The sequence below is a fragment of the Bradyrhizobium canariense genome, from assembly GCF_019402665.1.
Taxonomy (GTDB): Bacteria; Pseudomonadota; Alphaproteobacteria; order Rhizobiales; family Xanthobacteraceae; genus Bradyrhizobium; species Bradyrhizobium canariense.
Genome location: NZ_VSST01000056.1, coordinates 37068 through 62405, shown reverse-complemented (window position 1 = coordinate 62405; position 25338 = coordinate 37068). Strand labels below are relative to the sequence as shown.

The window sequence follows — 25338 nt, the reverse complement described above, 5'->3', positions numbered from 1 at the left end:
AAAATTCCGAAACTGTCCCAGCTTGACGGACATTGGGACCTGATTTCTCTGAAGTGTAATTTCCACGAATACGGGAGGGGGACTTGAAGCCTTTAATTGTCATCTTGCCGATATTTGTGGCTGCGGCGGGCTGCATTCCAAGCGAGAGGGTGCACGCCGATACGCTTCGCTGGATCTGCAGGTACGACGCCATGGCCTCACCGACCGGAGTGCAAAGAGAAAACTTCAAGCTTGAGTTCGCGTTAGACACGCTGACAAAAAGGGCCGTTCTCATCGGCAATGCTGGCGTGTCCGACGTTGGTTTTTTCAACGGTGATCAGGCCATACGTTTGAAGAGAAGCTGGGTACTGGGGCAATTCAAACGACCTCGATCAGTCACAGCGACGGTAAGTCGGTACACAGCAGACATTCTATACTGAACGGAAACTTCGTTCCTTCTCAATACTATGGCGCATGTAAGTAGGGCCCTTCAAGCCGCCGCACGAAACACGCCGGTTCACGCGCGGGCCATTTCCATTTCGTGCTCATCGATCAGCGGTTCTTTACGGCAGCGGCGCTGTCCCTATTTAGCATTCATGTCCTGAGTTGATGTCCAATTTGTCGCGGTCTGGCTAGGACAGCTTGGTGGGAAATGCACAACCAGTGCGTTAGTCTATGTGCGTGGGGCCCGTTAGAGGGAGTACCAGCTATGAAGTCTTTGATTGCAATTTTATTCGGCGTTATCGCACTGACGATAGTTCAAGCATCACCTTCGATTGCTCAAATGAACGCCGCTCAAGAGATGGAGCTGGCAAAGGCTAAAGCCGAGCAGCAAAAGCAGAAGGAAGAAGCCGACGCCAAAAAAATGAAGGAAGCTAACGAAAAAAAACAAGCCGAGGAAGCAAAGAAAAAGGAAGAAGAAAAGAAGAAAACGAATTAGAACTAGTAAGTGTAGCCTTCGAGGCCGCCAACTGGGCGGCCTCTTTTATTCCATAGCTTCATATCAAAGATCACGCCTTCGCGGTCGTTCTCCTCGATCCGTTTTCTGCGGTCTCGACGGGGGCGAAGATCTCGATGTGTCGACATCAGCGACCTGTTTCTGTTCACGTAGACGAGGACGGTCATTGATCCCTCTTCAGCTTGCGCCGGCCCCAATGCGGTTCCTTTCCCTTCGGATTGAACTCCGGGACGTGGTGCCGATTCAACGCGCGCATGATGCCGATACGGGCAAACATTGTCGGGCCACCACGTTCGGCCACCAGGATCAATGCCTCCATCGCGGCTTGCCATTCCGGCGCACTGTGCTCTTGCTTTGGCAGAGCAGAAATGTACTCGCCTGCATCAAGCAATGTCAGAAGCTTGCGGTCTGGCAGCGCGATCGGTTCGTCAAACTTGGCGGACCAGGTCATGCCTTCGCCAGCAAGTCCTCGCCCGGCGTCAGCAGACGCACATACGTCCCGCTTTCGTGTAGCTCGATCCAGCCATTCTCGATTGCGTATTTGAGGCCGGCCCCGAACTCGCTGCCCTTGCCGCCGAGCGAAAAAAGGAAAGGCGCGTTAATCTTCTCAATGTGGATGCGCCCGTCCTGGACCGGCTCGATGCTGGCGGCGAGCTGGACGAGCTGGCGAGCGGCGGCTTCGGGATCAGCATAGGGCGTTCAGCCGCAAATTTGGTCATTAGTCGCTCTAACGCTCCTCGGTGGGGTGAACCCACTTATAGGCGGTTATCTGCCTTGTCTCGGTGAGCTTGATCATGCGGGCAGGGGGCGCGTAGCGCGGGGTCCGGCAGGACCGGCATCTAAGCGATGCTTCCAGCTTCCAGAGCGGCGTGTGCTTAGGCCGGCGGATCGCATCCAGCGGGAGGCTGGCGCGCGTCTTACAGCGGGCGCACTCGACCTCCAGCCAAGCTAGTCCGCCGTTGATGCATTGGCCGATCGTCGGCGAGGGCTGGGCAGGGCCGCCGTAACCTTCCATGCGGACAGACCAGGCTTCGGCCTCCGCCCGATCGGCTTCCCGAATGGCCTTCTGGGCACGCTCGCGGGCTCCCTGTGCGCGGATCTTCGCGCCAATGATCCGGCCGCCCCAAATGACCTCTCGCGACTTGGTGCTCATCCCGGATTGATTCCGTGGTGAGGGGCTGGAAGCAAGCCGCTAAGTGTGGGGTAAAGCTACCGGTCACGTCCTAGCTGTTGGTCTACGTCAATCGGACTTTCCCCAATCCGCCCGCAAGGATAGGTTGAGTCGTTTAGAACGAATCGAATCAGAAGTTGCGCCTTACGAAATAGTGACCTTTAAATCAACAAAAATGTTGACCCAAATGAGTACTCTCGATAAGTTGGTTGCTGAGAAGTCGCTGGCGCAAGTGGTTCTCTCCCTGCCTAGGGGGCAGTTCCATGAGCGAAAAATCTACGCTTATCCAGAGTGCGTGGCATGGATGAAATCAGTTCGTCAAATGGTCACGGGAAGAGTTGCGAGCGACTTCACACCTCACGAACAACTGGTGGAGCGTCTCCGACAGTGGATGTCAGGCGACCCTATCGTTTACGACAGGATGTTTCACGATATGGAGCCCCGTGCCGAAAACGTATGGGAGATGAAGACTGCCGACCTTCGTATCTTTGGCTGGATGTATAAACCGAAAGTGTTCGTGGCTGTCCGGGGGGGCTACGCCGACGACTATAAAGAACCGACGAAAACCAAAAATTATGCCGACGACCGGAACGAAGTGGTGAAAGCGCGAGATGCGTTGCCGCTGGACGGTAAGAAATTCGCGGAGGGTGATTTCGATGAGCTTGTTTGAGTTAGAAATTGATGAGAAATCGCAGGTTGGTTCTCAGTTCATGGCAAAGGTGGCGAGTGAAATTCGTCGCGCCCTTATTGCGGAGAAGAAATCGCGCAAGATCACGCAGCAAGCTCTCGCGGAAAAGATCGGCACCAGCCGAGCTGTTATAAATCGTCAGGTGCAGGGTTTGGAGAACTTGAGTGCGCGGCGCATTGCTGAGCTTTTGTGGGCGATCGGCTGGGAGCCGCACTTTGAAGCACGGAAAATTCCGGCGGGAGAAAACCAGCACGTTGCTACTGAGCTGACGCGTCAGTCTGTAAAGACGAGCATCTCTACCACCAACGCGACCGTCACGCTAAAGGCAGCTTAATGGCTCACAATTGCATGGCCGTGTTCTGCGAGGACATTCGCGAGGAAGCGACCGGCACTCATACCCTCGTAGGGGTCATGCCGGACAACATAAACCTCAGCGGTGCCCCAGCGCACACTGAGGCGATCTTTTTTCCCAAAATGGGAATTTATCTGCGCATAAACTTAGATACTTCCAGCAAGCCACGCTCCGCAGTGAGCGCCCGTGTGACCATTCCGGGCGCTGACGATGTGTCGCTTGGCGAAGTTGGCTCCGAGCTAATCGAGAAGGCCTATGCCGAGAGCGCGGCTCACGGTACGCCGGCTGCTGGGCTACTCTTCAAATCTGTGATTTCGCCACTGCAATTTCGAAAGCCGGGCTTAATGGCCGTCTATGCAACGATTGACGATAAAGAGATTGTCTGCGGCTCCCTTAACATCCTGATTCCAAGCTAACAGACGAACTGGACTCATCTTAGCCAAGTCGGCGTATCCGCAATAGCCGGCGGCAGATCGTGCCCGCGTTCGTAAACGAGGTCCCAAAGCTCCCTAGCTACTCTACCGTTTACGTCCGCAATCTTTTTAGACAGAGCTTGTTGGAAGTCCCCGTAGAATGGTGGATAGCTCGGGATAATGCGGTAGCCGCTTAGATGGGGTTGTGTCGGCGTTGCCATGGAGGCATTGAGCCGGGTGCAAATCTTGGCCGCCAGTTCATTCGCCTTCGCTGGAAGTAGCTTCGCGTCTTCTCGCAACATCTGCGACACAATCCGCTCGATGCGAGCGGCGTCCAACCGAATTTCAGCCATCGATTTCTCCACCATTGCATTCTGAACGCACGAAATTCTCCAATGCCGTCAATGAGTGAACGGATCGGGAAAGTTCAGAACGCGCGTTGATCTTGCTCAGGCGCTGTGCGGATTTCGATTCCGAGGGTCGGGAGTTCGAATCTCTCCGAGCGCGCCAATTCCGGATATGTTCCGAAGAGGCGTTGACAACAACGACCGTCGCAGCGGCCTGGCCCGTCAGCCTGCCGTCGGACCCGCTTGCCGGCCTCGTGCCAGCGTGTCGGACGGCGCTTCGTGGAAGATCGCGCGGTAAGCTGCGGAAAACTCGCCCAAATGGTGAAAGCCCTGGGCGCGCGCGCATGTGGCGACGGTGGCGCCGCCGCCCTTGAGAAGGCGAGACCGCGTCGCCCACAATTTTTTCAGGCGAATGTACTGGTGCAGGCTCATGCCACACACCTTGCTGACGGCGCCGCCGAGCGTCCGGATCGAGACGCCAAACTCGCCGGCGAGATCGGCGGTATAGATCGGAGCAGTCTGATGTGCAGCGACGTAATCGTCGATCCGCTGCACGAGTTTGATCGACCGCTCGCCCTGGACGGAGGCACTCCGGTCTGAGAGTGGATCGATGCGAAACAGATCGTCGAGCGCGAGCAGCAAGCCTTCCTGGAGATGGGCGGCGACCTCAGTCGTTTCGAACAAGGCCGGCTGCACCGACGCGGTTCGCAGAATGTCGAGAAGGAGCTGCCGTGCGTGGAGCAAAGCGGGGCGGTTCGCGCCGTGGGCCCGCAAATCGTCCGCCTGATCGAACCAGCCCCGGTCACTCAGGCCGGGTGAGAAGATGATCATCGCATGATGATTGGTCCGACGCTCGACGAAATGGCATTCATCGCTGCCGCGGAGCGCGATGAAGAAACGCGCGTCCAGATCCATGCCCTTGGAATTGACCTGAAGGTCGTCCGTCATGGGCAGGATCACCATCCCCCCGGGCATCCGATAGGCGCCGTCGAGGATGCGCGCGAACGAGCGCATCATGACGATGCGGCAGCCGGGCAGGGAGACGACAGCGCGAGCCGCCGCGAAATTCCGGACGTCGAGCGGAATGCTTCTCGCATCCTCCATCGACTCGATCGGCCGAAACGCATCGACGTCGGCAAAGCCGATCAATCGAAGCGCGGATGATGGGGCGAGGGCGTCGAACAACATGCGTGTGGCCGGCTGCCGCATATGATAATCAAATGAACGTCAGAACATCGCCATCAATGGCGAAACATCGCGTTTCAGTAAACCGGATTCCGGGCCGTAGTATTGCGGACATCATGGCATGCAGCCCGGCGGATCGATGTCGTCGTCAACGGTCTCGCGTCATCGGCTGGCCGGAGGCGAGGTCGATGAAATGCAGCCGCGTGCAGGCGGGACAGGCAAAGGAGGCAAAGCTCTGTGCCTCCTGTCTCTGTTGCTTCTCAAGATGTGTCTGCACATTCATGCCCGTCTGGGGACATCGAAAAACGATCAAATCGACCATCGTCGGAGGATGATGGCGTGGCGGATTTCGTCTTTGATCTAGATCAGTTTTGGAATGACTCCAGACCAACATCCTTGATCTCGCAAAAGCGAAGGGGCCCCGGAGGGCCCCTTTAGAATCACCAGCGGCGATAACGTGGTCCGTAGTAGCGCGGGCCACCATAATAGCGCGGCGCATATCGGGGACCGTAATAGGGGGCCGGGGCACCGTAGTATCCATAGTAGTTCGGGCGCCAGAAACAACGTCCCCAGGCGTCACAGACCATGCGGACCTGCTCGACGTCCGAGACCCGCGGCGTCGCAGGAGCTGGCGCGATGGGCATGGCAGACGCCGCCGGCGATGCGGCCAACGCACCCAACAGGGACGCGGCGACGAGGCCAATTCTAAGCTTCATGATGTCTTTCTCCGCTTACGCAATACAGGGATATCGAAGTTTGTTCTGATCAAATTGTGGCGGGAGCGAAATGTAATGCTGATGAACAGGTCTTCAGCCAGCCCGCCGCAGGCCTGACCTTTAGCTCCGCCAGACTATCCCAGGTTCGTGCTCTTGACCAATGCTGCGCTTGCGTTGCGCTCCGCGGGAAATCGCCGCCATCCTTGATCCCGCGCAATCCAACTGTGCAGCTTCGCCCCTAAGCTTGGCGTCGTGGCCAGCCTTTCGAGCATTTCGAAGAGCCGGCTCGCGAGGTCGCTTTGGAGCTGTGCAATGGACAAAATGAGAATCGACAAGGGTGACTGGCTGGTCGTGTGCGACGGGCGCAAGGCGCTCATTCTGGAAAACCTCGGCGACGAGATGTTTCCGAACCTCCACACCAGGGAGGTGCACGAACAGCCCAATCCCTCGACCGGTGCGCAAGGGACCGACGCGCCGGGCAGGCTCCATGGCGCGGCCGGCAGCACGCGCAGCTCGGTAGAGCAGACTGATTGGCACGACGAGGCCGAGCGCGCCTTCCTGCGCGGCCTGGCCGGACGGCTCGATGCCGCCGTTAGCTCAGGCGAGACCTCGGCCTTGACCCTGGTGGCCTCGCCGCGTGCGCTTGGGATGATCCGCGCCGATTATTCGGACGTGGTGCGCAAGGCTCTCCAGGGCGAGGTCGGCAAGGACCTCGTCAAACTGCCGGTCTACGAGATCGAGAAGCAATTGCTGCTGTCGGGCGCCGCCAAATAGCGGCCCCCGCAGAGGACGCGCCTGCGCTCCTCAGAAGCAGGGGTGCCGGCGGCGGTCCTGGCCGACATAGGCGGCTGCGCTCTGGTAGCAATGGTTGGTCGACGGGCCGTCGTACAAGGCGAACGTCCCTGGCGTGATGCCGGGCCCGTAATTGTGCAGATAGCTGATCGGGTAGGGCAATGGGTTCGCGTAGTGGCGGTGGTACCGGTGATGTCCCCGCGCCTCTGCGAGGCCGGGGGCAAGGATTGCGGCCGACAGGGCTGCAATCGCGGCTACAAGCTTCAACTTGCTCATCTCGAATCTCCGGAACCCGCACGAATAGGTCAGCCGTTTATAACCAGTTCGGGCGGCCGGAGCACCCGTCTGCCGCCCGAAAACCGGGGCCAATCCCGCAGATTCCCGGGTGGGTGTGACAGAATTGCCGGTTCTATGGTCCAGACCTGCCCATTTTTGGCCTTTTCGAGATGCTTAACGAATTCCCCACACAAGTGTGACCAAAGAGAATTAGCTCAAGACTCCTGTTGCCGGCTTTTTGGGGTCCATAGGCCGGTCCATTCCTGAAGGCTTTCGCCGTCACCTCGCCATGCGCATCACGCTTCTGAGCCTGCTGTTGCTCCCGGTCGTCGCCGCCACGCCGGCGCGCGCCGAACTGCACATCACCCGCGACCACGGCGGCTATGTCGAGGAGTACAAGGCCAAGTACAAGCGCGTCCGCGAGAAGGGCGAGCGCGTCATCATCGACGGCATCTGCAACTCGGCCTGCACCCTGGTGCTCGGCATCGTGCCGATGAACAAAATCTGCGTGACGCCGCGCGCCAGCCTCGGCTTCCACCAAGCCTACTACGACAAGGCCTTCACCTTCGGCATCAAGGTCACCAGCGCGGAGGGGACGTCCGACCTGATGGCCTACTACCCCGACACGGTGAAGGACTGGATCCGCCGCAATGGCGGGCTCACCACCGATATGAAAAAGATCAAGAACGGTGTCGAGCTCTGGAAGATCATCGATCCCTGTCCGGACGAATGGTGAGCGGCTGAACCGTCCCGTCCGTCGCAGCGCAGCATCGCCGGACGGAATTGGCCGAAATTCGCATTGCCGCATTGGCCCCCGGTGGGGCAATGAGGGCGGCAATGAACCACAATCAAGAAGCCCTGACCGCCCGCGCCGCGCCGATCCTGTTCGTCCTGCTTTGGAGCACGGGCTTCATCGGCACCAAATACGTCGTCAACAATGCCGATCCCTTGACCTACCTCGCCATCCGCATGGCGTTCGTGGTCGGTCTGATGGCAATCATCGTCGCCGTTGCCCGACCGAAATGGCCGGACCGTATCGGCATCGCGCACAGCGCGGTCGCGGGCATTCTCGTCCATGGCTTCTATCTCGGCGGCACCGCAATCGCGATCGCGCACTCGATTCCGGCCGGGCTCTCCGCGCTCATTCCGGGCCTTCAGCCGATCCTGACCTCGACCATCGCCAACCGCTGGCTCGGGGAGAAGGTGACGCCGGTGCAATGGGCGGGGCTCGTGCTTGGCCTCGGCGGCGTGGTGCTGATCCTGCACGGCCGTCCCATGACCGGCGAAGCCGGGCTCGGCTGGCTCGCCTCCGTGGTTTCGCTGATCAGCATCACGCTCGGCACGCTCTATCAGCGCCGCTACTGCAACCATATCGACTGGCGGGCCGGCAATCTCGTGCAGTACGTGTCCGTCACGATCTTCTTCGCGATCGGCGCCTTCCTGTTCGAGGACCGCGTGGTGCACTGGACGCGCGAGTTCATGCTCGCGCTGGCCTGGCTCGCCGTGGCGCTCTCGATCGGGTCGATCGGGCTGCTGTACTGGCTGATCCGCCACGCCGCCGCCACGTCTGTTGCAAGCCTGTTCTATCTGGTGCCAGCCGTGACGGCGCTGATGGCTTATCTGCTGTTCGGAGAAAAGCTCGATGCGCTGGCGATCGCGGGCATGGTGATGTGCGCGGCCGCGGTGTTCGTGGTCAACCGACGCTTCTAGGACCGGCGGGCCGGGCCGCCGGAATACATCCCTGACGTGCGGCGTGCGTCGTGCTAGGCTTGGGGCATTTCAGCCTCCCTTTCACACGGTGATTTCCATGAAGAAAGCGCGTCGTGCACTGCTCGGCAGATCCCTGAAGCCAGTCCGGATTGCCTGCCTCAACTACGCGGAGCCGATGATCAGCGGCCGCAAGATGGCCAGGCTCACAGCGGCGCTCCAGAAATGCTACGACAAGCACTTCCTGCCGGTGTGGGGCTATCCGGTCGACCTCTATGTCACCGAAAAGCCGAAGCCGGGCGACTGGCAGCTGGTCTATTTTGACAAGGCGTCCCACAAGAACATGCTCGGCCGCCATGAGCTGACGCATCGCCGCCAGCCGATCTCAAAGATCTTCGTCAAGGCGCTGGGCGATGAGCCGGTCAGCGTGGCGGCCTCGCACGAGCTGTTCGAGATGGTGCTCGATCCCATGGCCAATCTGTGGGCCGACAAAAACCCGAACACCCAATATGCCTATGAGGTCTGTGACGCCGTGGAAGAGGACACCTTCTTCGTGGCCGGCTTTGAGATGTCGAACTTCGTCTATCCCTCCTGGTTCGAACCGTTCAAGCACCGCCCGGGCACCAAGTTCGACCACAAGGGAACGCTGAAAGAGCCGTTCTCGATGACCAAGGGCGGCTACGTCATCAAGAAGGTCAACGGCAGGAAGGTGATCAAGGCGTTCGGCTCGCCCGAGAAGCGGCGGCGCTTCAACGCCGAGGACCGGCGAGGTCATCGCAGCGAATTCCGAGATCCGCAAGGCGTCCATCACCCGGGCCGGCGTGCAGCCAAGCGGCGAGGGTAGGGTATCGCTGGAGCCGTCTCCGGGCGCGTCCACACCCGGAGACCTCGGCCTTTGCGATCAGCGCTTGGCCTTCTTGGCCTTCTTTTTCGACTTGGCAGCTTTCTTGGTGGCCTTCTTTGCCGTTTTCTTTGCTGCTCTCTTGGCCGCCTTCTTCGACGACTTCTTTGCAGCTTTCTTCGAAGTCTTCTTGGCGGCCTTTTTCGAAGTTTTCTTCGCAGCCTTCTTGGCTTTCTTCTTGGAAGCCTTCTTCGGCGCTACTTTCTTTGCAGCCTTCTTGGCGGCTTTCCTGACCTTCTTCACCGCAGTGACAGCGGCGTCCTTGGTCGCTTCCACGGCGGTGGTGATCGTATCCATCGCCTGTTCAGTCATTGGCTTGTCGTCGTCCATATCGTCCCCCACGGTTTGCATGGAGCGATGACGATAGCGCGTTTCATAATTGTGTCAAAGCAACGCTCAACCTTTGCGGATCTTTGCGTAGACGGCGAGCGCGCGCTCACGTCCCTTGGCATGATCGACGATCGGCTGCGGATAGCTCTTGCCGAGCGTGACGCCGGCGCTCGCAAGCTCGATCGGCGTCGCCGCCCAGGGCTGGTGGATCAGCTTGGTCGGGACGTCGATCAGGAGGTGGTTGACCAGGAACGAGGCGACCACCTCGCACCCGGTTGTGCATCACGCCAGTGTGCCAGAGTTCGCGCAGGCCGACGTCGACGATGGGATAGCCGGTGCGGCCACGCTGCCAGGCTGCGAGCGCCTTGGCGTCGGGCTTCCATGGGAAGCCATCGAAGTTTGCTTGCAGGTTTTCGGTGGCAAGGTTGGGATGGTCGTGCAGCAGGTGCCGGCAGAACTCACGCCAGCCAAGCTCGCTCAGGAACTTGTCGACGCCGGGACCGATCGCGGAGTTTTCCGCCGTGGCGAACCGCGCGGCGTGCCACACTTGGCGCGGGCTGAGCTCGCCGAACCTCAAATGCGGTAACAGATGTGAGGTCCCCTCCCGGTCCGAGCGCGCGCAGCGACTGCGCCAGCCACCAGCGCGCCGCGGCGCCCGGCGCTCGCCCGGCCGCCTCATCGAGCGCATAGAGGCAGATCACCGGCGCGCCGGTCGTTGCAGCGGCCTTGGCGGCAGCGTGGAGGGCGGGGTGATCGGACAGGCGGAGGTCGTCGCGAAACCAGACGACGATGGGGGGAGCGCTTGGCGTAGTCCTTAGCGTAGTTCTGGGCGTGGTCAGGGGTATCCTCGTTAACGATTTGGAAAGCATGTCGCGGTGGGAACCGCGTTAATGCGGCCGTAAGCCGATTGCACGAATATGCAGGAATTACAGGAGTCATTCCATTCATGTACGGACGAGCAACGGCGAAGTTTCTGCCGCAATTCAAACTTGGCACCAAGGCGCTCCTGTGCGCGGTGCTGCTGATCGCCATGAATACGGCGCTCGTGGTCGGCGCCGGCTATTGGTCGCTCAGCTCCGCTTTCAATGATCGTGCGCTGCGCGATATCGAGGTGAGTTTGCGCACGCTGGCGCTGGCCTTTGCCGAAATCGTTCCCGACGCCAAGATCACGATGAAGGATGGCGCGGTCGCGCGCGCCGAGATTCCCAAGATGCCGGACTTCAGGGATCACGCCATCGTCGATCGCGCGGTGTCCTATGTCGGCGGCAACGCGACCCTGTTCGTGTTCGATGAGGCGAGCGGGCAGTTCGTGCGGCGCTCGACCAACGTGAAGAAGGAAAATGGCGACCGCGCCGTCGGGACCCAGCTTGCCGCCGATCACCCGGCGCAGGCGCTGCTGCGTCGTGGCGAGGCCTACAAGGGCCCGGCCACCCTGTTCGGCAAGACCTTCATGACCGCCTATTTCCCGATCGCCGACGCCAGCGGCAAGGTCGCCGGCATCCTCTATGTCGGCATCCCGATGGCCCAATTCGAGAGCATGCTGGCCCAGACGATCGAAAGCATGGCGGCCGCCGCCGGGCTCGCCGCGCTGCTGGTGCTGGTCCTGACCTTGCTGGTCGTCCGCCGTGTCACCAAGCCGCTCACCTCGGTGACGCGCTCGCTGACCGCGCTCGCCGAAGGGAAAAGCGACGTCGAGATCGATTGCGAGGATCGCGCCGACGAGATCGGCGAGATCGCCCGCACGGTCGCGGTGTTCAGGAGCAATTCGCAGGAGCGGGCGCGGATGCGCAGCGAGCAGGCGGCGGCTTCGGCTGCAGCCGCCGATCAGCGCAAATCCGACCTGCGCAATTTCGTCGAGGAGTTCCGTGGCGGTGTCGGCGGCATTCTCGACAAGGTGCTGACATCGTCAGGCGAATTCGAGCGCGCGGCGCGGCAGCTCACCGACACCGCGCGCTCCACCGCCGATCTGTCCGCGCGGTCGGCCGGAGCTTCCGAAAACGCCTCCGAGCACGTGCGTTCGGCGGCGTCGGCCTCGGACGAGCTGTCTCAATCGATTTCCGAAATCACCCGGCGGGTGCAGGAATCGAACGTCATTTCCGCCGAGGCCGTGCGGCAGGCAAAGGCGACCGATCAGCGAATCGCGCAGCTCTCCGAGGCTGGCGCGCGCATCGGCGATGTCGTCAAGCTGATCACCTCGATTGCCGAGCAGACCAACCTGCTGGCGCTGAACGCGACCATCGAGGCCGCGCGCGCGGGCGACGCCGGCCGCGGTTTTGCGGTGGTGGCCCAGGAGGTCAAGACGCTGGCCGGCCAGACCGCCAAGGCGACCGACGAGATCTCGAACCAGATCGCCAGCATGCAGCTTGCGACGGAGGAATCGGTTGTCGCGATCAAGGCGATCAGCCAGACCATCGAGCGCATCAGCGGCATCGCGGGCTCGATCTCGGCTGCGGTCGAGCAGCAGAAGAGCGCCACCCAAAACATCGTCGCCAGCGTTCGCGCGGCGGTATCGGGCACGGCCGATGTCGCCGTCAACGTCCGTCAGGCCGCCGAGGGTGCGAACGAGACGGGTGAGACGTCCAGCCGGATGTTTGCCTCCGCCCAGGCGTTGTCGGGCGAGAGCCTGCATCTGAAGGCCGAGGTCGAGGGCTTCCTCGAACGCGTACGCGCGGCGTAAGAGCTAACATCGTCATCCCGGGCGGCGCTGACGCATCGCCCGGAATGACAGTTCCGTTATTTCGGCTGCGGCACGATCCGGATGTAGGGCTTCGGCTCCTTCCAGCCCTGCGGGTAGATCGTCTTGGCCTCGTCATTGGAGACCGAGCCCGCGATGATGACGTCGTCACCCTGCGACCAGTCGGCCGGGGTCGCGACGCGGTGCTTGGCGGTGAGCTGGAGCGAGTCGATGACGCGGAGGATCTCCTGGAAGTTCCGGCCCGTCGTCATCGGATAGACCAGCACCAGCTTGATCTTCTTGTCCGGCCCGATGATGAAGACGTTGCGGACGGTCTGGTTGTCTGCGGCGGTGCGGGTGAGGGGATCGCCCGAGATCGCGGCCGGGAGCATGCCGTACAGCTTGGAGACGTTGTAATCGGTGTCGCCGATCATCGGATAGTTCGGGGCCGCGCCTTGCGTCTCCTTGATGTCCTCCGACCATTTGGCGTGGCGGTCGACCGGATCAACCGAGAGGCCCATCAGCTTGACGCCGCGCTGGTCGAATTCCGGCTTCAGCTTGGCGAGCGCGCCGAGCTCGGTCGTGCAAACCGGCGTGAAGTCCTTGGGGTGCGAGAACAGCAGCGCCCAGCTATTGCCGATCCAGTCGTGGAACTTGATCTTCCCTTCGGTGGTCTCGGCTTCGAAGTCGGGGGCGGTGGCGCCGATCGGAAGTGTCATGGTTCTACCTCATGTTATTGAATTTACTTGCGAATTCATCTTGGACCGTGGTGACCATTATAGGGGCTCCACGATCCCAAGTGAACGCTAACTGAACTGCTTCAAGTAAAATGTGAATTCCTTCTTTGAAGGCCTGATTTCCTAGCACCTTTTTGTTACAGCCGCGCCTGCGGCGAAACATCTCCACCGGGGCTATACGGGCGCGATTGCCCCGAGAAAGCCTTTTATGACTTCCATCACGCTCGCCCGTCGCTTCCCAGAACCGAAATGGTCCTGACAGCGACCAATTGGCAACCATCTCAAAAAGTCGCGACCCCCGTACCGAATCATTAACCACCCCTTTACGCCGGCATGAAAATGCTGGCCGATCAGAAGAAATCTGGAAGTGAACTATGTCTGCCGCTGCGCATAAGTCTATTGAGTCGCCGTCCCTCGAACCGTCCTGCCGCGATACCTCGGCCCATGCACTGACCATCGTGCGCGACGGCGTGATCACGGGCGAAGGCCCGACCACCAAGGGAAGGGTCCATTTCTCCCGCTCGCTCGATGCCGATGACACCGCCTGGTGCGCCCGCATCCTGACCGCCACGGCCGTCAACGACCAGCCGATCAGCCGCACTGAGGCCGAAGTGCTGTTCGAGATCAACGAAGCTGCGACCGAGCGTACCGATGGCGGCCGGTTCGACGACCTGCTCGCCAAGGCGGTGGCCCATTATGCCGCCAGCGCCTCCGGCCTGAAGGTACCGCCGCGCAGCGTCGCGCTGTCGGCCGAGTCCGATATCGAGGGCTGGGCGCCGTCCTATGCCTCCAAGGTCAACAGCGAAATGCTGGAGTGGATCGCCGGCCAGATGCGCGGCAAGCGCCACAACAACCGTCGCCTGATGGCGATGGTGGCGACCTTCCTGGGCGCCACCGCGCTGCCTCTGGCGGGCCAGCTGCCGAACGTGTTCGACATCGGCATGTAAGATTCTGCGCCTCTCACGAGGACGCATTTGAACGGCGGGGTTATTTCCCCGCCGTTTTTTGTTTGCCGGCGTCCGGCTCCAGCCCGAGCGTGCGACCCGGGAAGCCGGCGGCGTCGAAATAGCGCTGGCTGCCGACGCGCTGGAAGTTCAGCACGGTCTGCAGGCCGTTCTCGGACTTCTTCGACTTCTCGCCCCCTTTGTACGCCTTCGGCATGATGCCGTTGGGCAGGGCCTCCGACATCACGCGGCCGACGAGGCCGCCGTTCTGCGAACTGCGCAGGCCGAGGAGCTGGGCGGCCGTCATGCCGACGTCGGCATTGCTCACCGGGATCTCGCTGACATAGCCGGCTTTGAAGTCCGGGCCGATGGCGGCCATGAAGTTCATGGTGTCGCCGCGGCTGAAGCTGCCATGCATGCCCTGGCCCTGGCGCAGCACGGTGTCGGCGACCTGCACCGAGCAGTTGGTCGGCGCCTCGCCGCAATCGCTGGCATAGGAGCGGAAGTTGACGACGATCGCCGGCGTCGGCGTCGCCGCCTTGCCGCGCAGGTTGATGCTCGACAGCGGCAGCGTGCCCGGGAAGCGGCCGAGCGAGTCGTCGACGAACAGGCCGGAGACGTAGTCCTGCTCGAGCAGCGTCTTGACGGTCCTGGCCGCCAGCTTCTTGTCCTTGTTCGGCAGATAGATCAGGTCCGAGCCGCCATTAGTAGCGACGACGAGATCGGGCTTTTCCGGATCCTTGCCGAGCACGCCGTTGCCGGCCTTGGGATGCTTGTTGCCCTCGATCTTCGCATTCTTGTCGTTGGGATCGAACAGCGGCAGGTCGAGCGCCTTGGCGAGGTCGAGCGCCAGAAAGCCCATCGGCAAAAAGTCCTTTGGCGTGTCGTCATAGCTGACCTTGGCCGAGGGGCTGGTCTTGCTTTCCTTGGAGATGGTCGAGAAGCCATGGTCGGCCTGGACCATGATATTGGTGGTGGCGGCAAGGCCGAGCTCGTCCAGCGCCTTGCGGAGCTGGGCGAGGTTGTTGTCGGCATTCTTGATGCCGGCCATCGAGGTCGGCCCGTTGATGCCGGGCATGATCTGGTTGAGGCTGTCGCCGGTGTTGTGCTGACTGCCGTCGGGGTCGCGCGACCAGAACACCAGCACGAACGGCTTGTTGCGGGCCTTGAACATCGGCAGCACGACCTTGGCCGCGACGTCGGCGAAATAGGCCTGCTGCGCGACGTTGGCCACCGTGGTGCCGGGCGTCTTGGCATCGCCCGCCTTGGAGTTGTCGCCGCGCGGCGGCGTTGCGAGGGGCAGGCCGGCCTTGGTGAGAGCGGCCTTGACCTCGTCTGACAGCGCCACGCCATTTTTGCCGCCGGTGGCATCGTCGAACACGACCGAATGCAGGCCGGTCTTTTCGGGCTTGTCGGTGTGGTCGAACTGATAGGTCGGACCATGCTTGCCGAGCGCGGCGGTGCTGTAGCCCTTGTCGCGGGCCAGCTTCAGGATCGTGTCTTCATTGAGATAGTCGCCCTTGAAATGCTCGTCGATGTCGCCGAGCACGGCGTCATTCTCGATGAAGGGGACGACGGTGTCGCCGGCGGGCACCGAGGTGTAGTTGGTCCAGATCGTGTTGGAGAACACGCCGGTATCGCCGAGATAATGGCCGGTCGACATCGCCGAGCCGTTGGCCATGGTGAAGGTCGGGAACAGCGAGTGCGAATTCTTGAAATTGACGCCCTTGTCGCGGATTTCGGCCATTGCGGGAGCGGTCTCGGGTGTGACCTTCAACGCCCGCAGACCGTCGGGAATGAACAGGATCAGGTTGCGGGGCGTGTTGTTCTCAGCGGAGGCGGGTCCGGTCGAAAGTCCGGCGGACAACACTGTCAGTCCGGCTGACAGCAACACCAGTGAACGGCGCATCAAAATCTCTCCCTGCGAGGCGGCTTGGCCGCCAACCGCGGCCCCCGGCTTCGTTTAGTTTCGCTGCATGACGGTTTTGTTACAAGAGCGGTTGCGGATGCAAGAGGATTGGGGAGGGGCTCATCGCAAAAGCTCCTGGTAATGACGGAGTTCGTAGGATGGGCAGCGCACTTGCGATATCCATCATGCTTCCGCGTGACAAAAGCGTGATGGGTTCGCTTCGCTCTACCCATCCTACAATCCGCAGACGCGCCTTCGCATCCTCGCGGCTTGTTCGCCCGAGCTTTGCCTCGTCGCCTCACCCTCAAATGAAAGAGGGCGCAGGGAAGACCGGGTGCCGGCTGGCACCCGCGGTCCACTGTGCGAAATTGTCGTAAGAACATTGCACAGCGGCATACAGGTGAAGCCCAACACACGGCCTTCCCTGCGCAGTGGTTTTACGGCTTATGCCGTGCTCTCCCCGGGGAGCGATGCACTATTGCCCCCGTCGCCTTGCGGATGGCTGATGCGTGTGCCCGGTTGAGCACCCCACATCACCGCAACGCTTGGCGCACAGACCCCGGGCGCCAGGACCACACGATTTCGCCGTACGCCGATCACACCGGTCGTGTGCGCGAAGCCTTCACTCACGGTTGCCCGCCCTGCGAAGCCGTTCGCGCCGATGTGGCCCACGTCCACCGCCGTCCGGCCCGCGTTCGTGACGATCGCGATACGCCCCTCTTCCTTGGGTCGGAGTGAGAAAATTCCTAACAAAAATCCGAATTCTAATAAAGAGAAATATTTTGTCGCCGGTCCGTTGACCCCGGATTTGGGTGTTTCGTCTGAGACGACGCAAGAGATTGTGGCCGGAGCGGTCAATCCGGCGCGGTCGGCACCGGCGTATTCTGCGCGACCGCCTTAGCCGGCGCTGCCGCCGTGGAATTGCGGCCGCCATTGGCCAGGTTGCGGCGAAGCGATGGCGGCGCCGCCTGCAGGGCAAAGATGATCGCGATCTGGGTCCGGTTCTGGAGACGGTATTTGCGCATGATGTTGCCGATATGCGCCCGCACCGTGTTCTCCGAGATTTTGAGCTCGTACGCAATGTTCTTGTTCTGCATTCCGCGTGCGATCAGCATCATCAGGTCCCGCTCGCGTGGCGTTGGTGTGATCGGATGTTTCGAATCCGGACTCATGACTGCTCCTCCGTGGCCTCTGGTCGACGCGAACACCCCAGCATGTTCTCACTCCGTCTTGAGTGCCTCGATCGGACTGAGCTTGGATGCCTTGTGGGCGGGATAAAAACCGAAGATCAGGCCGGTCGCGATCGAGAAGGCGAGGGCAAGGCCGATCGCCTGGCCATCAATCGAGGTGATCCATCCTGCCATGCGAGCGACCGTCATCGAGAGCGTGACGCCGGCACCGACGCCGATCGCCCCGCCGAGCAGGCAGAGCACGAGCGCCTCGCAGAGAAACTGAAGCCGGATGTCCCGCATCCGCCCGCCAAGCGCGCGGCGGATTCCGATTTCGCGCGTGCGCTCGGTGACCGACACGATCATGACATTCATGATGCTGATGCCGCCAACCAGCAGCGAGACCGAGGCGATGGCGACGAGCAGGAGCGCGACGGTGCGGATCGCTCCCTGCTGCGCTTCCATGGCGGCGGCCGGATCCTGGACCTTGAAGTCGTCCTCCTGGCCGGCGGGAATACGGTGGCGCTGCCGCAGCAGGTTTTCGATCTCCGTTCGCGCCCCCGCCATCTGTCCGTCCGCAGCCACCTTGGCGATGATGTAGGCGACCGAATCCCGGTTGATGTTGCTTGCGCTGCCGAGGAAGCGCAGCTTGGCGGTGGTGAGCGGCACGAAGGCAACGTCGTCCTGCGCCGGTCCCTTGCGATCGAGGATGCCGACCACTTCGAGCGGCACCTTCATGATCCTGATCTGTGCGCCGATCGGGTCCTCGCCGGGCGCGAACAGCTCATGCGCCACCGTGCTGCCGAGGATCACGACCTTGCCGGCGCCTGCCTCCTCGCTGCCGGAAAAATAGCGCCCGGTCGCAAGCTGCCAGTCGCGCACCATGAAGTGCCCGGTCGTCGTCCCGTTGATGGTCGTGTTCCAGTTCTTGCTCTCGTGAATGACCTGCGCCGTTCCTGCAATCGAACCGGCCGCTGCCTGGATCTCGGGGATCTGCTCGAGGATCGCCTGCACGTCGCTCTCGGTCATGGTCAGCTTGCTGCCATCCTTGAGACGCACGCCGCCCTGGTAGACCGCGCCGGGGTTGATCATCAGCACGTTGGCGCCGATCGAGCGGATCTGCTCCTGCAGGCGAAGCTGCGCGCCGGATCCGATCGCAAACACCGTCACGATGGAGGCGACGCCGATCACGATGCCGAGCATGGTGAGGATGCTGCGCAACGGATTGAGGCGCAAGGCGTGCAAAGCGATCTGAAAGCCCTGGAGCATCGTCATGGCGCAGCGCTCCGTTCCGGCGGGATCGGAGCCAGCGTTTCGTCAGCAACGAGCGCTCCGTCATGCAGGCGGATCGTACGTCGGCACTGGGTCGCGATCCCAGGATCATGCGTGATCATCACGATGGTCTGGCCGGTGCGGTTGAGCGCGGCGAACAGGGCCAGTATCTCGGCGCCGGTACGGCTGTCGAGCGCGCCGGTCGGCTCGTCGGCGAGCACGATCAGCGGGGAGGCGATCAGTGCGCGCGCGATCGCGACGCGCTGCTGCTCACCGCCCGAGAGCTGCCGCGGGAAGTGATGGGCCCGGTGCACCATGCCGACGGACTCCAGGCTCTGCTCGGCGCGGGCCAGACGTTCCTTGCGGCTGATGCCGCAATAGACCAGGGGCAGCGCGACGTTCTCAATCGCATTGTGGCGCGCGAGCAGATTGTAGGACTGGAATACGAAGCCGATGCTGCGGGCGCGCAGGGACGACCGGTGGTCTTCCGAGAGATCGGCGACGTCGGCTCCCTCGAGATAGAGCGCACCCTCGCTCGGCAGGTCGAGCAGCCCGATCATGTTCATCAGCGTCGATTTTCCCGAGCCGGACGGTCCCATCACCGCGACGATCTCGCCTCGTTCGATGTCGAAGCTGACATTGCGCACCGCAGTCACCGCCACTCCGTCGGCGCGATAGGTCCTGGAAACCGACTGCAAGCTGATGAGGGGCTGGGGGGCCGTCATGATCCGAACCTGATGCCGAGAAACTCCATGCCGGCCGGCCGGATGGCCTGACCCACGGCGACCTGGCTGCCCTCGACGAGGTCTCCGCTCCTGAGCGCGACCTGTTCGGTGCCGGCCGCGCCGACGGTCACGGGAATACGCCGGAGCGAGCCGCTTGCGGTGCGCGCCCACACGCCGCTGCGCGCCGCGGCATCCGGCTGCGTGCCGGAGGGCTGGAAGCGCAACGCGGCAAGCGGCACTTTCAGCACGTCATCCTGCCGCTCGATCACGATCTTCACCAGGGCCGTCATGCCGGGCAGCAACGCGCCGTCGAGATTGGAGGTCGCCAGGACGACGGTGTAGGTCACGACGTGCTGCTGGTTCTGCGGTGCCTTGCGCACCTGCCGCACCACCGCCTCGAAGCGGCGGTCCGGGTAGGCATCCACCGTGAAATGGGCGCGCTGGTCGGGGGCGATGCGCCCGATATCGGCTTCGTCGACCTGGGCGTGAATTTCCATGTCCTCCAGTCGGTGCGCGACCACGAACGTGGTGCGCGATTCCAATCCGACCGCGAGCGTCTGGCCCTCGTTGACGAACCTGCCAACGACGACGCCATCGATCGGCGAGCGGATCACGGTGCGGTCGAGATCGGCCTGGGCGGCAGCGAGAACGGCCGCCTTCTCCGGCACGGCCATGCGTGCCTGCTGCAATTCCGCCTCGATCCGGCGGATATCCGCCTGCGCGCCGTCGACTGAGTAGGCGTTCAGGGACATGAGGACTTCGGCTTCGCGCTCTTGGGCAAGCCTCGCGGTGAACTCCGTCTGGGCGTCATCCACCGCCGTTACCGCCACGACGTTTTGTGACTGTAGAGCCAGCTTGCGCTGCAAGGTCTTCTGCGCCGACGCCTTGACCGCCTGCGCGCTGTCGAGCTTGGCCACGAGGACGTCTCTGCTGCCCCTGGCGTTTTGCAGATCGATCCTGGCGCGGTCGAGCTTGGCCCGCTCGATGTCGACAAAGGAGTTCGCCACCGCCACCGCCGCCCTGGCTTCGTCGACCTTGGCCGCAAAGCTGCGCGGATCGATCAGGGCGAGCGGTTGATCCTTGGTGACGGTGTCGTTGAAATCGACATAGACCCGGGCGAGCTGCCCGGACAACTGGGAACCCACCTCGATCGTCTTGACCGGCTGCAGGGCGCCGGTGACGGTGATGGTCTGCTCGATGCTGCCGCGCTGGATCGAGGCATAGCGGAATACGGGGGCGTCCGATCCGAAGCTCCGTGCGTCCCGCCCGACGGGTTTGAGCAGCCGCTGGGTCGATTCATAGGCGCGGGCCGCCTTCTCCGCGGCGCTCCCGGCCGCGTCGCTGATCACGGCTGGCCGGGCGGCGTAGACCGCGGCGAGGCCACATGCAGTTCCGAGCAAGGCAATAACTGGCACAAATCGCATATCAAAAACCCGCCTCTTGAAATGGCATCGTTGGCGGCAAGGACAAATATCGCGCTATGGTTGTAAACGCGCTATGGTTGTAAATCTCAGAAAAACGCAGTCGATCGTCAGTGTGTCGCCGCTGTAGGGGCGACGGTCGGGCGCGCTTGATGATCCAGAAGTAAAGTCCGCGGCGTGCTGTCTTTCGTGACTTGCCGGAAATGCATACGGAGCGTATCGATATGACGCGCGCGGTATCGAACTCGACAAGCTGACTGAACGTCCCGTCTGTTCTGGCCGAAGCGGCCAGCGCTGGGCGTTCAAGTCGGCACGTGGGTGGCGACGCCATGACGCAGTCGGCGATACCGAAGTTCCGACGCCAGATCGTCGCATTCCCGGTCGTTGCGCTCCCGATTGTCGCATTGTCGATATTGCGCCTCGCCATGATGCCGCAGGTCGCGAGGGCGAATCCCCCCAATCACGAAACCCGATATGTGAACGCCTTCACTCGTCTTGAACGGGTGTTGGCCCTAAGACGTCGAAGCGGTGGATCGGAGCGACTCGCTCGATCCCCGCGAATTCATCCAAGCACCTTGATCTCGCTTGCAAGAAGAATGGATGGCTCGTTGCTTGTTCATCGAGCCCCAAGCCGGGGAGCCCGTTGCCATGAGTTCAGGTCAAGCTACAGTTTATATTATTGACGACGAAATTCAGATTCGAACTGCGATTGGAAATCTCTGCGAGGAGACCGGGCACCAGGTGAAATTGTTTGCGTCGACCGACGAGTTTCTCGGGGAGAGTATTTCCGGCGGACCTTCATGCCTCGTGCTCGACGTCCGCTTTCCCGGCACGGCGCCGACCGGCCTCGAGCTTCAGCGCCGGCTCGCCGAGACCGGCGTGCTCATCCCGATCGTCTTCATCAGCGGCCATTCCGACGTCCGCGTCTCGGTTGAGGCCATGAAGCGCGGCGCAGTCGAGTTTCTTCCAAAACCCTTTCGCGAGCAGGAGATCCTCGACGCGATCAGGCATGGCATCGAGCGCGACCGCAGGCGGCTCGAACGCGAAGATAGCGTGCGCGAAGCTCGCCAGCGCGTCGAGACGCTGACGGCGAGGGAGCGCGAGATCATGCTGTTGATGGCGGAAGGTCTCGTCGCCAAGCAGATCGCAGCGAGACTCGGGGTGAGCGAAGTGACGGCCAAGGTCCATCGCACCAGGATGATGCGAAAGCTGGAGCTTCGTTCGCCGATCGAGGTGGTGCGGTTGGTCGACAGCATGGGACGCGAAGAAGAGACGTCACGAACCGGCACGGGACAACCGTACAGCTAGTGCCGCGGGCACCAAGGCGCCGCGCAACGTCTAGTCCGTACCGATTAGCATGAACTGCAGTCTGTCGCACGCAGCACGATCGGTTCAAAGTCTGTCCTGCGATGTCGGCCTCCTCCAAGACGGCATCCGAACCCAGTCAGAGATCTTAGCCAGAAAGGATATTCCATGCGCAAATTGTTTTTTGCTTCCGTTGCCGTGCTCGCCCTGTCCTCCGCCGCGCAGGCCGCCAACACTTCGACCACCGTGCAAGTGGGCGCCGTGAACGGTTCCAGCGTCTCGCAGCAGGGCCTCACCAACGACACCTCGTCGACCAGCCAGCTCGGCATCATCAACAGTGCGACCACGATGCAGGGCACCAGCGCGGTCTCGCTCAACAACGGCAGCACGGTGAACCAGATCGGCGTGCAGAACTCGGCGACGACCGGCCAGGTGGCGTTGGGCAACAACGGCAGCGCGATCACCCAGAACTCGTTCGGGCCTGCCGCGCTCCAGAACAACGCCGCCGCCGTCGGACAGCTCAGCGTGTTCGGCATCAACGGCAGCACCGTCTCGCAGACGGCGCACTAAGCCAGCCCCGTTTGGCCGGACGCGTCAACTGCGGCGCGTCCGTGCCATCCTTGAAAGCACCGCCTCGGGCGGGACGACTCGGTAAGAGCTTGTCCGCCGACTTTCGCGGAGGAAATGTCATGCATCAAAAATATCTCGTTGCCACGATCGTCGCGTTCAGCCTGCTGACCGCCGTCGATGCCCAGGCCGGCAACTCGGCCAGCGTGCTGCAATTCGGCACCACCAACAACTCCTTCATCTCGCAGAGTGGCGGCACCAACAACAGCGCCACCACGATGCAATTCGGCGCCACCAATACTGCGACCACGTTGCAGATGGGTTCGCTCCTGACCGTCAACACCTCGGTAATCGGGCAGGGCGGCACCACCGCGACGGCGTCCAACACCGCGTTACTCGGCCAGGCCGGTGGCTCCAATTCGAGCCTGATCGGCCAGATCGGCGCGAACAACGCGGCGGCGGTCGGACAGCTCGGAATTCTGAACGGCTCGACGATTTTGCAGCAGACTCCTTGATCGCAAATCTTTTTCGATAGCGAGGCATGTCATGAGGCATTTTTCAGGCGCCGCCTGTGGCGCATTTCTCACCTTGTGTTGCGTGGGCGCCGGCTCGGCCGGTGCCCAGACCGCCGACATCAAGACCATCGTGTCGCTCGGCGGCCCGCCGGTCGTGCTGAACCAGAACAGCCAGCTCAACATGGCCGGCGTGTTCATGATCGGCGGCAGCACCAGCGCGACCGTCACTCAGAACGGGACGAACAACGCGACCGGAATCCTGCAATTCGGCGGGACGACGTCGGCATCGGTCGGGCAGGCGGGCGTGAATAATATCGCGTTCGTCGGCCAGGCCGGCCAGTCCACCAGCAGTTTCCTGTCCCAGTTCGGTGCGTTCAACTCGGCGACTGTTGTCCAGAATAGCCATTGAGCCGGCGCGGCCTCGTCGTCAGAAATGGAATGGGGGCAAGCGATGAAATGCGCTAGGCTACTCCTGGCATTGGCTGCATTGTTCGCCGTCAGCGTCGCGTCCGAGGCATCCGCCGGATCCGTCCAGCGCGGCGTGACAAACCGGAACGTAAGCATCGAAACGATCGTGCAATTCGGCAACGATGTCCAGCCGGTCACGATCGAAGAGAACAGCCGCATCAATATTGCGCGTGTCATCCAGATCGGTGGTACGGGAACAGTCGATGCGACGATCATCCAGAACGGCACGCGCAATTATGTCGATGTGATCCAGGTGGGTGGCACCACCAATGTGGCGATCGGTCAGTCGGGCGTGAGCAATATTGCCGACATCACTCAGGTCGGCAATTCCACCAACGCCCTCCTGCTCCAGATCGGAGATATGAACACGGGAACGGTGCGACAATTCGGGCGCTTCAACTGGCTGTCGATATTTCAGTTCAGCCGGTGATCGCGAAGGTGAGGTGCAACATGAGGTTCATCGTACTTGCAGCAGGAATGAGCATCATGACGGCGATGACAGCCGGGCCGGCCGGAGCTGGCGAGTCGGGTGACGGCCATACCACAATTGTTCAGGACGAGAATGGCACGTCCGTCATCACCCAGAGCGGCGATCCGGCGCAGGCCGAGGTCAAGATCGAGAAGGAGCCTGGGCGCACGACGGTCTATCGCCGCAGCGGCGGCAACACCGCCATCGTGTCGCAGGGCACCGGAAATCCGCAGGATACGCTGGACTGGCTGCGCAAGCAGCAGGGCCGCTGACGCACGAAGGCCCATCGTCCGTGATGGACGATGGGCCACGTCGTGAGCGAGCGCTACCAGCTGCGATAGACGCCGGTCACGGTGCCGTTGTTGTTGCCCTCCGGGCCGACATCGCCCTGCGTCGAGCTCGGCGCCGGATGGTTGGTGCCGTTGAGCGCACCGTAAGGTCCGGCGACATCCGGATAGTACGCGCGTGGCTGAACCGGTTGGTAAGCGGGAGCGGTGCGGTCCCATCCCGCGCGCGGTCCGTTCCAATCATAGCCCTGGGCCGAGGCGGCCGCCGTGCCCGCGACGAGCGAAGCCGTGATCAGGCAGAGGAGTTTCGATTTGTTCTGCATTGGAGATGCTCCTTGCTGGTGTCGGGAGCCAACGACCGCAGTGCGGGAGCGTTCCGGGTGTCTTCGGCCGAAGCGATCAACTCCGATCAACTGGTTATGAAGTCCGCTTTTCCCGGAACACCTGCCACATCAGTCGGGATTCCCGGGCGTCTTGCCGCAGTCTGTTCCCTGTTAATCCCGTGCCTTAACCAATAATTAATTATACGTTTGCGGGTGGGCGACAGCCCGGCCTAGCGTGTCGCGGGGAGCCGCTATCCGCGAAGCCAAACGAGTTGGTGCGTATCATGATGTCCAGATCATTTGGGGCGTTGCTCGCCTCGCTCAGCGCAGCCGCGCTGCTCCTCGCTCCCAGCGACAGTTTTGCCCGACCCGGCGGCGCCGTCGCACATGCCGCCACGCCTTCCGGTCCGGCGGTGCGTCCGCCGATTGCGCCGGGCGCCAGGTTCCGTGGCCGCAACACGCCCTGGGTCTACTGGCCGGGCGGCGGCGGGTTCTACTATGACAATGCAGGCTACGGTCAGCCTTTCGCCGAGACCGCCCAGCCCGTCTCCAGCGACGTTCGCTACACCTATACGTACGACGTTCCCTGGGATTGGACGCATCGCTTCCCGCCGAACGTGGTGCCGTCCGACCGGCCCTACGTGCCGAGCTGTCCGACGGAGCAGGTGACTGTGCCCGGCCGCGGCGGCGGCGAGCACACCGTCAACATCATGCGTTGCTACTGAGCAGCGCGTTCGG

General features: G+C 62.0%; 32 protein-coding genes and 2 pseudogenes. 18 read left to right on the top strand and 16 right to left on the bottom strand.

The window, feature by feature from the left end; translation table 11 throughout:
- The first annotated feature begins 83 nt into the window (after nucleotides 1–83).
- Nucleotides 84–419 (top strand): hypothetical protein, encoded by a 336-nt coding sequence (locus FXB41_RS27985; protein WP_219684032.1) that lies wholly within the window; start codon nucleotides 84–86, stop codon nucleotides 417–419.
- Between the two features lie 269 nt (nucleotides 420–688).
- The gene (locus FXB41_RS27980; protein ID WP_219684031.1) at nucleotides 689–919 is read left to right on the top strand and encodes a hypothetical protein; all 231 of its coding nucleotides are present in this window, start codon (nucleotides 689–691) and stop codon (nucleotides 917–919) included.
- Between the two features lie 181 nt (nucleotides 920–1100).
- On the opposite strand, the gene FXB41_RS27975 is transcribed toward FXB41_RS27980, so the two are convergent.
- Both FXB41_RS27975 and FXB41_RS27970 read right to left on the bottom strand, forming a co-directional pair.
- Complete coding sequence (locus FXB41_RS27975; RefSeq protein WP_219684030.1) at nucleotides 1101–1388, bottom strand: hypothetical protein; 288 nt, start codon at nucleotides 1386–1388, stop codon at nucleotides 1101–1103.
- A gap of 276 nt (nucleotides 1389–1664) precedes the next feature.
- Nucleotides 1665–2090, bottom strand: coding sequence for a hypothetical protein (locus tag FXB41_RS27970; protein ID WP_219684029.1), 426 nt, complete (start codon nucleotides 2088–2090; stop codon nucleotides 1665–1667).
- Nucleotides 2091–2214: 124 nt separating this feature from the next.
- On the opposite strand from FXB41_RS27970, the gene FXB41_RS27965 reads away from it, so the two are divergent.
- The 3 genes from FXB41_RS27965 to FXB41_RS27955 are packed head-to-tail and all read left to right on the top strand — an operon-like array spanning nucleotide 2215 to nucleotide 3564.
- Nucleotides 2215–2778, top strand: coding sequence for a hypothetical protein (locus FXB41_RS27965; RefSeq protein ID WP_219684028.1), 564 nt, complete (start codon nucleotides 2215–2217; stop codon nucleotides 2776–2778).
- Nucleotides 2765–3130, top strand: coding sequence for a helix-turn-helix domain-containing protein (locus tag FXB41_RS27960; RefSeq protein ID WP_204511448.1), 366 nt, complete (start codon nucleotides 2765–2767; stop codon nucleotides 3128–3130). Before FXB41_RS27965 ends, FXB41_RS27960 begins: the two co-directional genes overlap by 14 nt.
- 14 nt (nucleotides 3131–3144) lie before the next feature.
- Complete coding sequence (locus tag FXB41_RS27955) at nucleotides 3145–3564, top strand: DUF6941 family protein (protein WP_219684027.1); 420 nt, start codon at nucleotides 3145–3147, stop codon at nucleotides 3562–3564.
- Between the two features lie 14 nt (nucleotides 3565–3578).
- Here the strand turns inward: FXB41_RS27955 and FXB41_RS27950 are convergent, their stop codons facing one another.
- The 3 genes from FXB41_RS27950 to FXB41_RS27940 all read right to left on the bottom strand — a co-directional run bounded on the left by FXB41_RS27950 (nucleotide 3579) and on the right by FXB41_RS27940 (nucleotide 5809).
- The gene (locus FXB41_RS27950; RefSeq protein ID WP_219684026.1) at nucleotides 3579–3914 is read right to left on the bottom strand and encodes a hypothetical protein; all 336 of its coding nucleotides are present in this window, start codon (nucleotides 3912–3914) and stop codon (nucleotides 3579–3581) included.
- A 216-nt stretch (nucleotides 3915–4130) separates the two neighbouring features.
- Nucleotides 4131–5096 (bottom strand): AraC family transcriptional regulator, encoded by a 966-nt coding sequence (locus FXB41_RS27945; protein ID WP_219684025.1) that lies wholly within the window; start codon nucleotides 5094–5096, stop codon nucleotides 4131–4133.
- 437 nt (nucleotides 5097–5533) lie between these two features.
- Nucleotides 5534–5809, bottom strand: a complete 276-nt coding sequence (locus tag FXB41_RS27940) for a hypothetical protein (RefSeq protein ID WP_007603100.1) — start codon at nucleotides 5807–5809, stop codon at nucleotides 5534–5536.
- 312 nt (nucleotides 5810–6121) lie between these two features.
- Here FXB41_RS27940 and FXB41_RS27935 point away from each other — a divergent pair, with 312 nt between their 5' ends.
- Nucleotides 6122–6583, top strand: a complete 462-nt coding sequence (locus FXB41_RS27935; RefSeq protein ID WP_219684024.1) for a host attachment protein — start codon at nucleotides 6122–6124, stop codon at nucleotides 6581–6583.
- A 30-nt stretch (nucleotides 6584–6613) separates the two neighbouring features.
- Here FXB41_RS27935 and FXB41_RS27930 read toward each other — a convergent pair whose 3' ends face one another.
- On the bottom strand, nucleotides 6614–6877 hold the full coding sequence (locus FXB41_RS27930; protein ID WP_007603106.1) for a hypothetical protein: 264 nt from the start codon (nucleotides 6875–6877) through the stop codon (nucleotides 6614–6616).
- Nucleotides 6878–7166: 289 nt separating this feature from the next.
- On the opposite strand from FXB41_RS27930, the gene FXB41_RS27925 reads away from it, so the two are divergent.
- The 3 genes from FXB41_RS27925 (at nucleotide 7167) to FXB41_RS27915 (ending at nucleotide 9428) form a co-directional block, all read left to right on the top strand.
- Nucleotides 7167–7613 (top strand): hypothetical protein, encoded by a 447-nt coding sequence (locus FXB41_RS27925; protein WP_219684023.1) that lies wholly within the window; start codon nucleotides 7167–7169, stop codon nucleotides 7611–7613.
- Between the two features lie 101 nt (nucleotides 7614–7714).
- Entirely contained in the window at nucleotides 7715–8587 is an 873-nt protein-coding gene (locus FXB41_RS27920) for a DMT family transporter (RefSeq protein ID WP_219684022.1), read from the top strand.
- Between the two features lie 97 nt (nucleotides 8588–8684).
- Entirely contained in the window at nucleotides 8685–9428 is a 744-nt protein-coding gene (locus tag FXB41_RS27915; protein ID WP_219684021.1) for a hypothetical protein, read from the top strand.
- Nucleotides 9429–9485: 57 nt separating this feature from the next.
- Here FXB41_RS27915 and FXB41_RS27910 read toward each other — a convergent pair whose 3' ends face one another.
- The 3 genes and pseudogenes from FXB41_RS27910 to FXB41_RS42045 all read right to left on the bottom strand — a co-directional run.
- Nucleotides 9486–9815 carry a histone gene (locus tag FXB41_RS27910; protein WP_219684020.1) on the bottom strand — a complete coding sequence of 110 codons (330 nt, stop codon included), beginning with the start codon at nucleotides 9813–9815 and terminating at the stop codon, nucleotides 9486–9488.
- Nucleotides 9816–9881: 66 nt separating this feature from the next.
- Nucleotides 9882–10512, bottom strand: a pseudogene (locus tag FXB41_RS27905) (FAD-binding domain-containing protein); the annotation flags it as partial.
- Nucleotides 10484–10684 (bottom strand): annotated as a pseudogene (locus FXB41_RS42045) (deoxyribodipyrimidine photo-lyase); the annotation flags it as partial. The pseudogenes FXB41_RS27905 and FXB41_RS42045, both read right to left, overlap by 29 nt.
- A 77-nt stretch (nucleotides 10685–10761) precedes the next feature.
- Between FXB41_RS42045 and FXB41_RS27900 the strand changes: the two are divergent.
- Complete coding sequence (locus FXB41_RS27900) at nucleotides 10762–12492, top strand: methyl-accepting chemotaxis protein (RefSeq protein WP_219684019.1); 1731 nt, start codon at nucleotides 10762–10764, stop codon at nucleotides 12490–12492.
- A 56-nt stretch (nucleotides 12493–12548) separates the two neighbouring features.
- Here FXB41_RS27900 and FXB41_RS27895 read toward each other — a convergent pair whose 3' ends face one another.
- Entirely contained in the window at nucleotides 12549–13208 is a 660-nt protein-coding gene (locus tag FXB41_RS27895) for a peroxiredoxin (protein WP_219684018.1), read from the bottom strand.
- Between the two features lie 392 nt (nucleotides 13209–13600).
- Between FXB41_RS27895 and FXB41_RS27890 the strand changes: the two genes are divergently transcribed.
- On the top strand, nucleotides 13601–14173 hold the full coding sequence (locus tag FXB41_RS27890; RefSeq protein WP_007603116.1) for a hypothetical protein: 573 nt from the start codon (nucleotides 13601–13603) through the stop codon (nucleotides 14171–14173).
- A gap of 40 nt (nucleotides 14174–14213) precedes the next feature.
- Here FXB41_RS27890 and FXB41_RS27885 read toward each other — a convergent pair whose 3' ends face one another.
- The 5 genes from FXB41_RS27885 to FXB41_RS27865 form a co-directional block, all read right to left on the bottom strand.
- A complete protein-coding gene (locus FXB41_RS27885; RefSeq protein ID WP_219684017.1) occupies nucleotides 14214–16079 on the bottom strand; it encodes an alkaline phosphatase family protein in 1866 nt (621 codons plus the stop codon).
- 854 nt (nucleotides 16080–16933) lie between these two features.
- Entirely contained in the window at nucleotides 16934–17251 is a 318-nt protein-coding gene (locus tag FXB41_RS27880) for a response regulator transcription factor (RefSeq protein WP_035994724.1), read from the bottom strand.
- Between the two features lie 48 nt (nucleotides 17252–17299).
- Nucleotides 17300–18523, bottom strand: coding sequence for an ABC transporter permease (locus FXB41_RS27875; protein WP_219684016.1), 1224 nt, complete (start codon nucleotides 18521–18523; stop codon nucleotides 17300–17302).
- Complete coding sequence (locus FXB41_RS27870; protein ID WP_219684015.1) at nucleotides 18520–19245, bottom strand: ABC transporter ATP-binding protein; 726 nt, start codon at nucleotides 19243–19245, stop codon at nucleotides 18520–18522. Before FXB41_RS27870 ends, FXB41_RS27875 begins: the two co-directional genes overlap by 4 nt.
- Nucleotides 19242–20669 (bottom strand): efflux RND transporter periplasmic adaptor subunit, encoded by a 1428-nt coding sequence (locus FXB41_RS27865; RefSeq protein WP_007603121.1) that lies wholly within the window; start codon nucleotides 20667–20669, stop codon nucleotides 19242–19244. Before FXB41_RS27865 ends, FXB41_RS27870 begins: the two co-directional genes overlap by 4 nt.
- Nucleotides 20670–21314: 645 nt before the next feature.
- Between FXB41_RS27865 and FXB41_RS27860 the strand changes: the two genes are divergently transcribed.
- The 6 genes from FXB41_RS27860 to FXB41_RS27835 all read left to right on the top strand — a co-directional run bounded on the left by FXB41_RS27860 (nucleotide 21315) and on the right by FXB41_RS27835 (nucleotide 24262).
- Nucleotides 21315–21974 carry a response regulator transcription factor gene (locus tag FXB41_RS27860; RefSeq protein ID WP_219684014.1) on the top strand — a complete coding sequence of 220 codons (660 nt, stop codon included), beginning with the start codon at nucleotides 21315–21317 and terminating at the stop codon, nucleotides 21972–21974.
- Nucleotides 21975–22139: 165 nt separating this feature from the next.
- The gene (locus FXB41_RS27855) at nucleotides 22140–22541 is read left to right on the top strand and encodes a hypothetical protein (protein WP_007603123.1); all 402 of its coding nucleotides are present in this window, start codon (nucleotides 22140–22142) and stop codon (nucleotides 22539–22541) included.
- 119 nt (nucleotides 22542–22660) lie between these two features.
- Complete coding sequence (locus FXB41_RS27850; protein WP_035994727.1) at nucleotides 22661–23053, top strand: curlin; 393 nt, start codon at nucleotides 22661–22663, stop codon at nucleotides 23051–23053.
- Nucleotides 23054–23084: 31 nt separating this feature from the next.
- The gene (locus tag FXB41_RS27845) at nucleotides 23085–23462 is read left to right on the top strand and encodes a curlin (protein WP_035994730.1); all 378 of its coding nucleotides are present in this window, start codon (nucleotides 23085–23087) and stop codon (nucleotides 23460–23462) included.
- Between the two features lie 69 nt (nucleotides 23463–23531).
- On the top strand, nucleotides 23532–23951 hold the full coding sequence (locus FXB41_RS27840; RefSeq protein WP_283843468.1) for a curlin: 420 nt from the start codon (nucleotides 23532–23534) through the stop codon (nucleotides 23949–23951).
- A 20-nt stretch (nucleotides 23952–23971) separates the two neighbouring features.
- The gene (locus FXB41_RS27835; RefSeq protein WP_219684013.1) at nucleotides 23972–24262 is read left to right on the top strand and encodes a hypothetical protein; all 291 of its coding nucleotides are present in this window, start codon (nucleotides 23972–23974) and stop codon (nucleotides 24260–24262) included.
- A gap of 53 nt (nucleotides 24263–24315) precedes the next feature.
- Here FXB41_RS27835 and FXB41_RS27830 read toward each other — a convergent pair whose 3' ends face one another.
- Complete coding sequence (locus tag FXB41_RS27830; RefSeq protein ID WP_007603125.1) at nucleotides 24316–24600, bottom strand: hypothetical protein; 285 nt, start codon at nucleotides 24598–24600, stop codon at nucleotides 24316–24318.
- A gap of 284 nt (nucleotides 24601–24884) precedes the next feature.
- On the opposite strand from FXB41_RS27830, the gene FXB41_RS27825 reads away from it, so the two are divergent.
- The gene (locus FXB41_RS27825) at nucleotides 24885–25325 is read left to right on the top strand and encodes a hypothetical protein (RefSeq protein ID WP_007603127.1); all 441 of its coding nucleotides are present in this window, start codon (nucleotides 24885–24887) and stop codon (nucleotides 25323–25325) included.
- Nucleotides 25326–25338 lie beyond the last annotated feature (13 nt).

Coding starts and splice junctions, on each gene's coding strand:
- FXB41_RS27980 (WP_219684031.1), top strand. CDS start 689: ATGAAGTCTTTGATTGCAATTTTATTCGGCGTTATCGCACTGACGATA.
- FXB41_RS27975 (WP_219684030.1), bottom strand. CDS start 1,388: ATGACCTGGTCCGCCAAGTTTGACGAACCGATCGCGCTGCCAGACCGC.
- FXB41_RS27970 (WP_219684029.1), bottom strand. CDS start 2,090: ATGAGCACCAAGTCGCGAGAGGTCATTTGGGGCGGCCGGATCATTGGC.
- FXB41_RS27960 (WP_204511448.1), top strand. CDS start 2,765: ATGAGCTTGTTTGAGTTAGAAATTGATGAGAAATCGCAGGTTGGTTCT.
- FXB41_RS27955 (WP_219684027.1), top strand. CDS start 3,145: ATGGCCGTGTTCTGCGAGGACATTCGCGAGGAAGCGACCGGCACTCAT.
- FXB41_RS27950 (WP_219684026.1), bottom strand. CDS start 3,914: ATGGCTGAAATTCGGTTGGACGCCGCTCGCATCGAGCGGATTGTGTCG.
- FXB41_RS27945 (WP_219684025.1), bottom strand. CDS start 5,096: ATGTTGTTCGACGCCCTCGCCCCATCATCCGCGCTTCGATTGATCGGC.
- FXB41_RS27940 (WP_007603100.1), bottom strand. CDS start 5,809: ATGAAGCTTAGAATTGGCCTCGTCGCCGCGTCCCTGTTGGGTGCGTTG.
- FXB41_RS27935 (WP_219684024.1), top strand. CDS start 6,122: ATGGACAAAATGAGAATCGACAAGGGTGACTGGCTGGTCGTGTGCGAC.
- FXB41_RS27930 (WP_007603106.1), bottom strand. CDS start 6,877: ATGAGCAAGTTGAAGCTTGTAGCCGCGATTGCAGCCCTGTCGGCCGCA.
- FXB41_RS27925 (WP_219684023.1), top strand. CDS start 7,167: ATGCGCATCACGCTTCTGAGCCTGCTGTTGCTCCCGGTCGTCGCCGCC.
- FXB41_RS27920 (WP_219684022.1), top strand. CDS start 7,715: ATGAACCACAATCAAGAAGCCCTGACCGCCCGCGCCGCGCCGATCCTG.
- FXB41_RS27915 (WP_219684021.1), top strand. CDS start 8,685: ATGAAGAAAGCGCGTCGTGCACTGCTCGGCAGATCCCTGAAGCCAGTC.
- FXB41_RS27910 (WP_219684020.1), bottom strand. CDS start 9,815: ATGGACGACGACAAGCCAATGACTGAACAGGCGATGGATACGATCACC.
- FXB41_RS27900 (WP_219684019.1), top strand. CDS start 10,762: ATGTACGGACGAGCAACGGCGAAGTTTCTGCCGCAATTCAAACTTGGC.
- FXB41_RS27895 (WP_219684018.1), bottom strand. CDS start 13,208: ATGACACTTCCGATCGGCGCCACCGCCCCCGACTTCGAAGCCGAGACC.
- FXB41_RS27890 (WP_007603116.1), top strand. CDS start 13,601: ATGTCTGCCGCTGCGCATAAGTCTATTGAGTCGCCGTCCCTCGAACCG.
- FXB41_RS27885 (WP_219684017.1), bottom strand. CDS start 16,079: ATGCGCCGTTCACTGGTGTTGCTGTCAGCCGGACTGACAGTGTTGTCC.
- FXB41_RS27880 (WP_035994724.1), bottom strand. CDS start 17,251: ATGAGTCCGGATTCGAAACATCCGATCACACCAACGCCACGCGAGCGG.
- FXB41_RS27875 (WP_219684016.1), bottom strand. CDS start 18,523: ATGACGATGCTCCAGGGCTTTCAGATCGCTTTGCACGCCTTGCGCCTC.
- FXB41_RS27870 (WP_219684015.1), bottom strand. CDS start 19,245: ATGACGGCCCCCCAGCCCCTCATCAGCTTGCAGTCGGTTTCCAGGACC.
- FXB41_RS27865 (WP_007603121.1), bottom strand. CDS start 20,669: ATGCGATTTGTGCCAGTTATTGCCTTGCTCGGAACTGCATGTGGCCTC.
- FXB41_RS27860 (WP_219684014.1), top strand. CDS start 21,315: ATGAGTTCAGGTCAAGCTACAGTTTATATTATTGACGACGAAATTCAG.
- FXB41_RS27855 (WP_007603123.1), top strand. CDS start 22,140: ATGCGCAAATTGTTTTTTGCTTCCGTTGCCGTGCTCGCCCTGTCCTCC.
- FXB41_RS27850 (WP_035994727.1), top strand. CDS start 22,661: ATGCATCAAAAATATCTCGTTGCCACGATCGTCGCGTTCAGCCTGCTG.
- FXB41_RS27845 (WP_035994730.1), top strand. CDS start 23,085: ATGAGGCATTTTTCAGGCGCCGCCTGTGGCGCATTTCTCACCTTGTGT.
- FXB41_RS27835 (WP_219684013.1), top strand. CDS start 23,972: ATGAGGTTCATCGTACTTGCAGCAGGAATGAGCATCATGACGGCGATG.
- FXB41_RS27830 (WP_007603125.1), bottom strand. CDS start 24,600: ATGCAGAACAAATCGAAACTCCTCTGCCTGATCACGGCTTCGCTCGTC.
- FXB41_RS27825 (WP_007603127.1), top strand. CDS start 24,885: ATGATGTCCAGATCATTTGGGGCGTTGCTCGCCTCGCTCAGCGCAGCC.